This window comes from Planomonospora corallina (assembly GCF_042650625.1).
In the GTDB taxonomy this organism is placed as follows: domain Bacteria; phylum Actinomycetota; class Actinomycetes; order Streptosporangiales; family Streptosporangiaceae; genus Planomonospora_B; species Planomonospora_B corallina.
Genome location: NZ_JBHSBM010000023.1, coordinates 40,291 through 50,739, shown reverse-complemented (window position 1 = coordinate 50,739; position 10,449 = coordinate 40,291). Strand labels below are relative to the sequence as shown.

General features: G+C 74.5%; 7 protein-coding genes and 1 pseudogene. 3 read left to right on the top strand and 5 right to left on the bottom strand.

Annotation, left to right across the window (positions count from 1 at the left end):
- Positions 1-17: 17 nt before the first annotated feature.
- A complete protein-coding gene (locus ACFOWE_RS19505; RefSeq protein ID WP_377289797.1) occupies positions 18-1,790 on the bottom strand; it encodes a substrate-binding and VWA domain-containing protein in 1,773 nt (590 codons plus the stop codon).
- 316 nt (positions 1,791-2,106) lie between these two features.
- Positions 2,107-2,805, bottom strand: a complete 699-nt coding sequence (locus ACFOWE_RS19500; protein WP_377289795.1) for a cation transporter — start codon at positions 2,803-2,805, stop codon at positions 2,107-2,109.
- A gap of 195 nt (positions 2,806-3,000) precedes the next feature.
- On the opposite strand from ACFOWE_RS19500, the gene ACFOWE_RS19495 reads away from it, so the two are divergent.
- Both ACFOWE_RS19495 and ACFOWE_RS19490 read left to right on the top strand, forming a co-directional pair.
- Entirely contained in the window at positions 3,001-3,825 is an 825-nt protein-coding gene (locus tag ACFOWE_RS19495; protein WP_377289793.1) for a DUF4184 family protein, read from the top strand.
- Entirely contained in the window at positions 3,818-4,729 is a 912-nt protein-coding gene (locus ACFOWE_RS19490) for a TrmH family RNA methyltransferase (protein ID WP_377289791.1), read from the top strand. Before ACFOWE_RS19495 ends, ACFOWE_RS19490 begins: the two co-directional genes overlap by 8 nt.
- A gap of 69 nt (positions 4,730-4,798) precedes the next feature.
- Here ACFOWE_RS19490 and ACFOWE_RS19485 read toward each other — a convergent pair.
- Positions 4,799-5,668: pseudogene (locus ACFOWE_RS19485) on the bottom strand (D-alanyl-D-alanine carboxypeptidase family protein); the annotation flags it as partial.
- Entirely contained in the window at positions 5,661-6,230 is a 570-nt protein-coding gene (locus tag ACFOWE_RS19480; protein WP_377289789.1) for a DedA family protein, read from the bottom strand. The pseudogene ACFOWE_RS19485 and the gene ACFOWE_RS19480, both read right to left, overlap by 8 nt.
- A 198-nt stretch (positions 6,231-6,428) precedes the next feature.
- On the opposite strand from ACFOWE_RS19480, the gene ACFOWE_RS19475 reads away from it, so the two are divergent.
- Positions 6,429-6,953 carry a hypothetical protein gene (locus ACFOWE_RS19475; protein ID WP_377289787.1) on the top strand — a complete coding sequence of 175 codons (525 nt, stop codon included), beginning with the start codon at positions 6,429-6,431 and terminating at the stop codon, positions 6,951-6,953.
- Between the two features lie 69 nt (positions 6,954-7,022).
- On the opposite strand, the gene ACFOWE_RS19470 is transcribed toward ACFOWE_RS19475, so the two are convergent.
- A complete protein-coding gene (locus tag ACFOWE_RS19470) occupies positions 7,023-10,430 on the bottom strand; it encodes a BTAD domain-containing putative transcriptional regulator (protein ID WP_377289785.1) in 3,408 nt (1,135 codons plus the stop codon).
- Between the last annotated feature and the right edge of the window lie 19 nt (positions 10,431-10,449).

The window sequence follows — 10,449 nt, the reverse complement described above, 5'->3', positions numbered from 1 at the left end:
CGTCACCGGGGAGGGGATCAGCAGTGGGGCGAGCAGAGGCGGCGCGACATCCCCTCCAGGAAGACCTTCCGGATGTCGAGGATGTTGTTGACGACGTAGGCGTCGCCGTTGGTCGCCTTGGCGACGGCCTGCATCTGGCGCTTGCCCTTCGGCGCGTCGGGGCCGAACGCGATGATCAGGATGCTGATCGGCTTCTCCGGGTCGAACTCCTTCTTGAGGAACTGCAGGAGCTCCTGGTTGCTCATCCCGCCGTCCGGGTCGTCGTTGCCGGCGCCGTCCGTCATGACGAGGATCGTGTTGATCTTGTCGGCCTTGTAGCCGTCCTTCATCATCTGGTAGGCGGCGGCGAGGGAGTCGTTGAGCCCGGTGTCGCCGGTGGCCCTGGCCCGGATCCCGGCCAGTCTCTGGTTGATCAGGTCCCGGCGGAGGACACCCTCCACGTTCTCGGTCAGAGGGCCGACGGAGACCAGCTCGCGGTAGTCCACGCCCTGGCCGTCGAGGTGGGTGGAGAACTCCCACAGGCCCATCTCGCTGCTGTTGGGGAACGGCTTCATGCCCTCGATGGAGATCTTCGCGATGGCCTGCATCCGGGTCATGCCGGTCCCGGGGATCGGGTAGGCCATGGTGCCGGAGACGTCCAGCAGGGTGACCAGCCGGGTGCCGAGGTTGATCCGCGACCACGACTGCGACATGCGCGCCACGGTCTTGGCGTCGGGGGTCGGCAGCGCCTCCGGCGCCTCGGCCTTGAACCCGTCCTCGGAGACCGCCTTGCCGCCCTTCCCGTCCGGGGTGCGGAAACCCTGGCCCTGGAGGGTCTTCTGAGCGGCGGGGGTGCCGAGCTCCTTGACGAACGCCTCGGCGACCTCGCGGGCGCCGGCGTCCTTGGCGACGATCACCGCGGGGTAGTCCAGGTTGAAGGTGCCCTCGGCGGGATAGAGGGGGACGGCCGGGACCTCGGGTTTCTTGGTGTGGTTGAACGCCCACACGCCCTGCTCGGAGGAGACGCCCAGCGGGACGCGGGTGCCCTTCACGCTCAGGCTGGACAGCAGCGCGTTCTGGTCCTTGACGGTCGAGACGGAGAGCGTCTTCATCGCGCCGACCAGTTGCTCGTCGCCGACCCCGGCGGTCGTGGCCACCGCGGAGGCGGCCAGCAGCGCGCCGAGCCCGGCGGCGTTGAGGGCGGGGTCCAGCGCGAGCACGCGCACCTTGCGGCCGGGGCCCTCCACGTTGGCCGCGTTCGTGGCCTCGATCATGCGGGCCCAGCTGGCCTCGCCGAGGTTCTTCTCCAGGTTCGCGACCACGGAGCCGGAGGCCGTCATGACGACGGGGGACTGGGCGACGGAGACGATGGGCGCGGGGACCGCCGGGTTCTTCGAGCGCACGTTCGTCACCCAGAGGCTGGAGTCCGGGATCCACAGGTCCATCGCGCCGGCCTTGCCGCCGCCTCCGCTCAGAGTGGAGGCCACGGTGGCCGAGGCGGCCTTGGCCACCTTGACGCTCGCGCACCCGTCGCCGACCTCGTGGCCCGCCTTGTTGAAGCGCTCCGCGATCTGGGAGACGGCGAGATGGATGTCGGGCGAGGCGGTGACCCGGAGCTCCGCCGCCTCCCCGCTGCAGTCCTCGTCAGGATTGATGATCACGAAGGCGGCGACGCCGAGCAGTACGGCGAAGGCGACCGATCCCGCCAGCGGGACCAGTACCTTTCCCCGCCCTCCACGCCGCCGTCGGGACGGCTCGCGGGAGGAGGCGTAGCCGTCGTCGAGATCATCTGTCCGGTGACGTCCGCCCACGATGCCCTCTTCGATGTCGATGTCCTGGAGCAGCGGACCCGCCCTATGGGGAGGTAAACCGCAATATTCACGGAACTGTACTGGCAACACTTACCGTGGCAAAACACCTGTTTTGGTGTGGTTATCACTTTACGTGAACGCAGTGATCACCTGGAATCGGCCCGCTCGCAGGGTGATCTCACCGCCCGAGGGGGAGCGGCGCGGGTCTCCGCACCGGTTCATGCGCCGCTCCGCACCGGTTCATGCGCCCTTCCGCGCGGCGAAGGCGGGCCGCGGGGCGGTTCGCGCCCCGGCTCCGTAGGGCCCCCGGGCGGCTTCAGTGGCAGCAGGAGTGGCCGCGCCAGGTCCGCAGGCCCTCCCGCACGGCGACCGCCGCCAGGAGGACGGCCATCACGGGGTCGGCCCACCACCAGCCGGCGCCGTTGAGCGCGAGCCCGGCCAGCACGCCCCCGGCGAGCAGCGCGCACATGAGGTTCTGGGTGCCCTCGCCCGCGGTGGCCGCCGAGTGCAGCCGGGCGCCGAGCCGGCGTTTCGCCGTGCCCAGCAGCGGCATGCTCACCAGGCTGACCGCCGTCACCGCGATGCCGAGGACGCTGGTCGCCGCCCGGTGCCCGGCGTCCAGGTCGTGCGCCACGTGGACCAGGAGATAGGGGGCGAGCAGCCAGAAGCTGACCGCCACCGCCTTGCGGGCCCGCTCCTCGGCGTCCGCCGAGCGCATCCGGGCCCCGGTGAACCGCCAGACCACGATGAGGCTGGCGAGCGCCTCCACCAGCGACCACACGCCCCAGCCGATCAGCGCGACGGAGTGGGCGCGCAGTCCGGCGGCGATGCCGAGCAGGCTCTCGGCGCCCAGCCAGGCGAGGGTGACCAGGGAGAGCGTGCGGGCTCTGCGGGCGTCGCGCAGCCACGCGCCGCCGTGCGCGGCGGAGTGCGCTCCACCCGGGTGCTCCGGGAGGGCCGGCGCGGTACCGGACGGACCGCCGGTCGCGAGCCGTCCCGCTCTCCGCTCCGCCATGGTGCCCCCGACCCGTCCAGACTCTCCCCGACGACGAGTGACCATTCTGTCACGGAGAGTCGCGTGCGGTTCCGCCGTGGAGCGCCGTACGCGGTTCCGCCGCGGAGCGCCGTGGCACGACACGGCCGGAGGTTCCTGCGGAACATGGGCGGAGCGTAGGATTCGGGAGCGGTCCAGCCGATTCCGGGGAGATCCGTGCCGTTCACGCCAAGCCATGTCGCCGCCGTGCTGCCGTTCGTCTCCTCGCCGCGGGCCCGCCGGGTGCTCGATCCCTGGGCGCTCGCCCTGGGCGCGATGGTCCCCGATCTGCCGACCTTCCTGCCGTTCCTGCCGGACTACGCGGTCTGGCACTCCGTCCCCGGGGTGCTCACCCTCGACCTCGCCGCGGTCCTGGTGCTCCTGGCGCTCTTCCACGGCCTGCTCAGGGAGCCGCTGACCGCTCTCCTGCCCCCCGCCCTGGCCGCCCGCGCCGCGGCCCTGCCCCCCGGCCGGTACGGCCCGCGGCGACTGCCCGCGCTGGTCGCCGGCGGCGTGACCGGCGCCTCCACCCACCTGCTCTGGGACTCCTTCACCCACTCCTACAGCTACGCCATCTGGGGCTGGGAGTGGCTGGACGTCCGGGTGGCCGGGCTGGTCCCGGTCTTCCGCGTGCTGCAGTACGCGTCCAGCGCGGTGGGCCTGGCCGCCGTGCTCTGGTGGGCCCGGCGCGCGCTCCTCCGGATGGAGGCGCGCGCGCTGCCGGAGCACCTGGCGCTCTCCCGCCTGGCACGGCACGGCGTCCTGGCGGCGACGGCCGCCGCCACCGTGCTGGGCGCGCTGCTCTGGCCGGTGTTCTTCCCACCGTCCGGCTGGGCGGAGACGGGCACCCGGGTGGGGACCGGTGTGGTGGTCGGCTGCTGCGCCCTGTTGCTCTCCTACGCGCTGGCGTGGCGGCTCCCCGGCCGCCCGTTCCGGGGACCGGCCCGTCCGGGCGGAGGAACGGGCGAGGGAACGGGCGTGGCAGGATGCGAGGGTGCATGACGCCCCGGATCCCCGTCTGGCCGACTTCGCCGACCTGCGCGACGTCGAGCTGCGCAAGAGCCTGGAGGCCGAGCACGGCCTGTTCATCGCGGAGGGGGAGAAGGTCATCCGCCGCGCCGTCGCCGCCGGCCACCACGTGCGCTCGGTGCTGCTGACCCGGCGCTGGACCGCCTCCCTGGCCGACGTCCTGGAAGGGCTCGGCGACCGTGTCCACGTGGTGGACGACGACGTCATGGAGAAGATCACCGGTTTCCCGGTGCACCGGGGCGCGCTCGCCTCGATGGAGCGGCGGGCCCTGCCCTCGGTGGCGGAGATCCTCGGCGGGGCCCCGCACCCGGCCGCCGGGGGCGCGGAGGCGGGGGAGGGCCGCACCGGGGGGGACGGCACCCCGCCGGAGGGCTCCGGCGGGGAGCGGGCGGCCGTCCCGCGGCGCGTCCTGGTCCTGGAGGACCTCGTCGACCACGGCAACGTCGGCGCGATCTTCCGGTGCGCCGCCGCCCTGGGCGTCGAGGCGGTGATCCTCTCCCCCCGGTGCGCCGACCCGCTCTACCGCAGGTCGGTGAAGGTCTCCATGGGGGCGGTCTTCTCCATCCCGTACGCGCGGATGGACGACTGGTACAACGGCCTGGCGGAGCTCCGCACGGCGGGCTTCCGGACGCTGGCGCTCACCCCCGACCAGGCGGCCGTGCCCCTGGACGAGGTGGAGATGACGGAGCGGGTGGCGCTCCTGCTGGGATCGGAGGGCGACGGGCTCTCCTCACGATGGCTGCACGAGGCCGACCGGCCCGTCTGCATCCCGATGAGCCCGGCCGCGCTGGAGCGGGGGGTCGACTCCCTCAACGTGGTCGCCGCCGCCGCCATCGCCTGTCACGGCCTGATGCGCCGGGGCCGTGCCGTCCCCTAGCCCGGCCGCCCGCTCCAGGAGCCGCCTGGCGGACCGGAAGCGCCGCTGCGATCTGGTCTCGCCGAGCAGGACGCCGACCAGCCGGCGGCCGCCGCGCTCGGCGGCGAAGGCCAGGCAGTAGCCCGCGGCGCCGGTGTAGCCGGTCTTGACGCCCAGCACGCCGGGCTCGCCGAGCAGCTCGTTGGTGTTGGTCCACACGTGCCCGCGCCGCGCCGGGGCGGCGCGCACGACGTACCTCTCGGTGGCGGCGATGGCCGACAGCACCGGGTGGCGCAGCGCGACGTCGGCGAGCCTCACCTGGTCGGCCGCGGTGGAGTGGTTGCCGTACGGCCGGGGCAGCCCGTCGGCGTTGGTGTAGACGGTGTCGGTCAGGCCCAGGAAGCGGGCGGCGGCGTTCATCCTGGTCACGAAGCGCCGCTGGCCCGGGCCGTAGACGCGGGCCAGCGCGTGGGTGGCGTCCGCTCCGGAGGGGAGCATCACCCCGTGGAGCAGGTCCCTGACGGTCAGCCGCTCCCCGGCGCGGAGCGAGGCGTGGCTGGCGCCGTGCCGGCGCGCATGCCTGACGTCCCTGGCCTTGATCGTCACGATGTCGGTCAGCCGGGCCTCGCGCAGCACGACGTAGGCGGTCATGATCTTGGCCAGGCTGGCCACCGGGAGCCGCCACCCGGCCCGTCTGCTCAGGTGCACCGTACCGGTGGTGGTGTCGACCAGGTGGACGGCGCGGGCGGAGAGGCGGGGCGCCGCACCCGGCCCGGCGGGCGCGGCGGTGGACACGGTGGCGGAAGCGGCGGTGGACACGGTGGCCGGCACGGTGGCCGGCACGGGTACGGCGAGCGCGGCGGCCGGGGCGACCGGGCCCGCGAGCCCGGTCAGTGCGGTCAGCCCGGTCAGCCCGGTCACTGTGGCGCATGCGGTCAGGCGGATTCCCCCATTAGGCATGCGAGCCATCGTGGCAGGGCGCGTCGTCACTCCGAGTGACCCGCTCCTGCTCGGCGCGGCGGGCGGTACGGCGGCGGCGCCGCCACCGGACGAGGAGGACGGCCGCGGCGAGCACGGCGAGCGCGACGGCGCCCGCCGCCGCGGGCGACTCGGCGGCCAGCCGCACCCAGCCCCACAGGACCGAGTAGAGGCCGAAGGAGGTGACCGGCACCCAGGTCAGGCAGCCGAGCGCGCTGGCCACGACGTACCAGGGGTAGGAGACGCGCAGCACCCCCGCCACCCAGGGCAGCGTGTGCCGGAGCACGGGGACCCAGAAGCAGCCGTAGACGGCGAACGCGCCCCACCGGCGCACCGCGTTCTCGGCCGCCCGGATGCCCTCCGGGCTGATCCGCCGGCCGATCCGGGAGGCGTACAGCCGTCTTCCCAGGAAGTGGCCGATCCAGTAGTAGGCCTGGAAGGCGCCGAACAGGGCGACACCGCCGACGACGACCCAGAGCCAGAGCGGCATGCCGAAGACCGAGGCCGACGCGGGGTCGGGAATGGCCGCCGCGAGAGGTCGCATGTGCACGTCACCACCGGGGTCGCTCGCTCCTGATAAGGCATCTTAGGTCAGGCTTACCTCACTTTGGGAGGGAGTGGTGCGGATCGTGACCGGGCGGGGAGCCGGGCCGGGAAACGCGCGCACGCCCTGCAAGCGCGCCGCAAGTGGATCTCAACCCGCCTGCCGTACACCTGTAGTGGAAGAAGGAGGGTGTCTGTCATGAGTCCGCGGAACAGTGTCGTACCGGTGGTGGCGAGTGGGACCGCGACGGTCGTGAAGCTGCTGGCGGTCACGCTCGCCTTCGCCGGGCTCTACGTGGGGGCGGACACCCTGGACGGCTCCAGCCGGGCCCGCGCGCAGAGCGCCGGGCAGGACCGGGTGCGGACGCTGACCCTGTCGGCCGACGCGGCCGCGGCCGCCACGGAGCGGGAGCCGGCGCAGGGCGAGGTCAGCGTCGACGAGCAGCCCCCCGGCGGGCGCTGCGACCGGCCTTACCGGGTCCGGAGCGTGATCACCAACGCCGACCCGGAGAGCACCGTCTCCTACGACTGGCAGCTGCAGCGCTGGAGCCCCGCCTCCAGGAGCTGGCTGACCTACATGACCTCCGGCGGCGGGTTCGGCGGCGAGAAGCGGACCGTCGAGTGGCAGCCCCGGATCGTCGACAACCCCGGCGTGTACCGGGTGAAGCTCTCGGTCTCCGGCGGCGAGACCCTGCGCAGCGAGAAGTTCATGGTCAGCTGCTGATCCGGGCCCGTCCCGCTCCGCCCATCCCGCCTGCGGGGGCCGGGATGAGCGGAGCGGGACGGAAGAGGCTCACTCGCCGAGCGAGCCGAGCGAGCCGAGCGAGCCGAGCGAGCGCCGGGCCGCCTCGATCCAGCGCGGCACGCCGACCCGCTCGGCCACCGCCAGCGCCTTGGTGTAGTGCGAGCGCGCCGCGTCGGCGAAGCCCAGCCGGAGCGCCAGATCGCCGAGGGTCAGCGCGACCGGCCAGAGGGCGACCACCCCGGTGCCGGCCCCCGCGATCCGCTCGGAGAACGGCTTCAGGGTGTCGTAGGCCTCGACCATGCGCTCCCGGTCGTCGAGCAGCATGCCCGCCAGCGCCCGCCAGATCAGCGCCAGCTCGTAGAGGAAGTCCGGGCGCACCGGCGTCTTCACCGAGATGAGCGCCCGCGCGTCGCGCTCGTGCCCGGCCGAGGCGAGCGCCACCGCGTACGCGTCCAGGGTCCACTTGGCGCCGCGCTGGTGCGCCTCGGCCAGCGGTTCCACCGTCTCCGACGCCTGGCCGTTGACCAGCCGCAGGCAGAACGTGGTGATCAGCGGCAGGTCCTGGCGGCCCTCCAGCATCCCGGCCCGGGCGGTCAGCCGCGCCGCGTCCCGGTAGGCCCGCTCCGCCCCGGCGAAGTCACCGGCGATCATCAGGCGCTGCCCGGCGTACCACGCGCCCACGGCGAGCGGGGCGGGCAGGCCGTACCGCCGGGCCAGCCGCTCGGCGGCGGCGACGTGCCGGTCCGCCTCCGCGAACGCGCCCGAGGCCGCCGCGCACTCCATCAGCACCAGGTGGGCCAGGGCCTGCACCGCGACCTGGCCGCTGGCCTCACCGACCTGGAGCAGCTCCCGGCCGATGACCTCCCGCTCGCCGACCGGGGCGATGCCGTACGACTGGCGCAGCCGCCCGCTGAGCGCGGTCGCCAGCAGCGCGGGGTCCCCGGTACGGCGGGCCAGCTCCTCGGCCTCCAGCGAGGCCTGCTCGCCCCGGGAGGTCGCCGAGCCCTCCAGCTCCAGCGCGACCGTGGCCAGCAGGCTCGCCCGCAGCGACTGCTCGGCGGCCGGCAGCTCCACCAGCGCCTGCTCGGCGACGTCCACGATCTCCCAGGCGGTCCGGGTGAAGTCGCGGGCCATGCCCTTGTGCGGCACGGCGAGCGAGGCGGCCACCCGGGCGGTCAGCTCCAGGTCGCCGAGCGGCCGGGCCGCCTCCATCGCCTCGCGCCGGTACCGGCGGGCCGCGGCCATGTCGCCGCAGAGCGCCAGCGCCCGGATCAGGCTCAGGGTCAGCAGGAGCCGCTCCCGGGTGGTCTCCGGCGTCTGGGTGACCCCGGAGCGGTCGAACGCCGCGATGGCCCGCTCCCAGAGCGTGGCCGCCTCCCGGTGCGCGAAGCGCCGCTCGGCCTGCTCCGCGGCGAGCCGGGCGTAGCGGACCGCCTTGACCGCGGTCTCCGCGGTCCCGGCCGCGTCGTAGTGGTGGGCCAGCGCCGCCACGTCGGAGGGGTTCCTGCGCTCGATCACCGCGGCCACCGCCGCGTGCAGCCGGGAGCGGCGGAGCCGGGAGGCATCGGAGTAGATCGTGTCGCGCATCAGGTCGTGGTCGAAGCGGACCCGTCCGGGGCCCGGCTCGGTGACCAGGCCCGCCAGCAGCGCGGCCTCCACCGCCTCGACGACCGCGTCCTCGTCGCCCGCCACGTCCACCAGCACGTCCACGTCGACGTCGCGCCCGATCACCGCGGCCTGGAGCAGGATCTGCTGGGCCTCGGAGGGCAGCCGGGAGATGCGGCGCCGCAGCACGTCCCGCACGCCGGAGGGCACGCCGGAGATCACCTCGGCGGCCGTGGCGCGGTCGCTGACCGCCTCGGCGTCGAGCAGGCGCACGGTCTCGCGCACGAAGAAGGGGTTGCCGCGGGTGCGCTCCACGATGCTCTCGACGGCCTCGGCGTCCACCTCCCGCACGCAGGTGGCCCGGACCAGCTCGGCCACCGCCTCGGGATCCAGCCCGGAGAGCGGGACCCGGACGGGACCGAGCCGGGCCAGGGCGGTCAGGACCTCGGACTGGTGGGCGGTCAGCTCGCTGTCACGGCCGGTCACCACCAGCAGCACCCGACTGGAGGCCAGCAGGCTCGGCAGCGCCCGCAGCAGCGCCAGCGTCTGGTCGTCGGCCCAGTGCAGGTCCTCCAGCGTGAGCAGGATCGGGGTGTCGCGCGCGATCGCGGCGATGTAGCCGCCGACCGCCCGGTGCAGCCGGAAACCACCGGAGGCCTGGTCGTCGTCGGGGTCGGGGGCCGTGTCGTCCAGCAGCGGCGCCAGCAGCGGCGCGTACTCGCCGGGACCGGCCATGCCCACCAGGGTGCGCAGGATCTCCACCCACGCCCAGCCGGGGGGCGTGGCGCTGCTGTCCGGGCAGGCGCCGGAGGCGGCGGCCCAGCCCTCGGCGGACAGCCGCGCGGAGAGCTGCCGGACCAGGGTGCTCTTGCCCGCGCCCGCGTCACCGCTGATCACCGCGACGGTGAAGCGGCCGGTCCGGGCCGCGGCGGCCAGCAGCCGCTCCAGCTCGGCGTCGCGGCCGACGAAGGGCTCCGGCTCCAGCGGCGGCGGCTCGACCGGGACCGGCGTGGCGGGGCGCGGCGGCCAGGTGTCGGCCGGCACCACGGCGCGCGGCCGCTGCGGGGCGGGCAGCTCCAGGCCGGGGTCCTGGGCCAGGATGTCGGACTCCAGCTTGCGCAGCGCCGGACCGGGGTCGATGCCCAGCTCGTCGGCGAGGATCGTGCGGGCCCGGCGGAGCGCGGCCAGCGCGTCGCCCTGGCGCCCGCACCGGTACAGGCCCAGCGCGAGCAGCCGCCAGCCCTCCTCCCGCAGGGGGTTCTCGCCGGTCAGCGCCTCCAGGTCGGGCACCGTCTCGGCGGGCATGCCCAGGCGGAGCCCGGTGTCGGCGTGCCGCTCGCGGGCGACCAGGCGCAGCTCGGTCAGCCGGTTCACCTCGGCCTCGGCCCACGGCTGGTCGGCGAACTCGGAGTACGGGGTCCCGCGCCACATGCCCAGGGCCTTCTCCAGGCGGACCCGGGCGGAGGCCGGGTCGTCGCCCTCCAGCAGCTCGCCGGCGGCGCGGACCAGGGACTCGAAGCGGAGCGCGTCGACCTGGTCGGGGGCGGCCCGGAGCGCGTAGCCGGAGGCGACGGTCACCAGCAGCCGGTTGGGGCCGCCGCGCGGGCGGCCGGGCTCCAGTACGCGGCGCAGGCGGGAGATGTAGACCTGCAGGCCGGACTGCGCGCCCTTGGCCGCGTCGTCGTCCCACAGGTCGTACAGGATCGTGTCGACCGGGACGACCTGTCCCCGGGCGACGAGCAGCCGGGCCAGGACGGCGCGCTGGCGCAGCCCGCCCAGGTCGAGCGGGTCCTCACCGGAGTGGGCCTCGACCGGACCGAGAACCCGGAACGCCACCATGTCAGTCGTCACGCTACGCGGGCCTTCGAAT

Coding starts and splice junctions, on each gene's coding strand:
- ACFOWE_RS19500 (WP_377289795.1), bottom strand. CDS start 2,805: ATGGCGGAGCGGAGAGCGGGACGGCTCGCGACCGGCGGTCCGTCCGGT.
- ACFOWE_RS19480 (WP_377289789.1), bottom strand. CDS start 6,230: ATGCGACCTCTCGCGGCGGCCATTCCCGACCCCGCGTCGGCCTCGGTC.
- ACFOWE_RS19475 (WP_377289787.1), top strand. CDS start 6,429: ATGAGTCCGCGGAACAGTGTCGTACCGGTGGTGGCGAGTGGGACCGCG.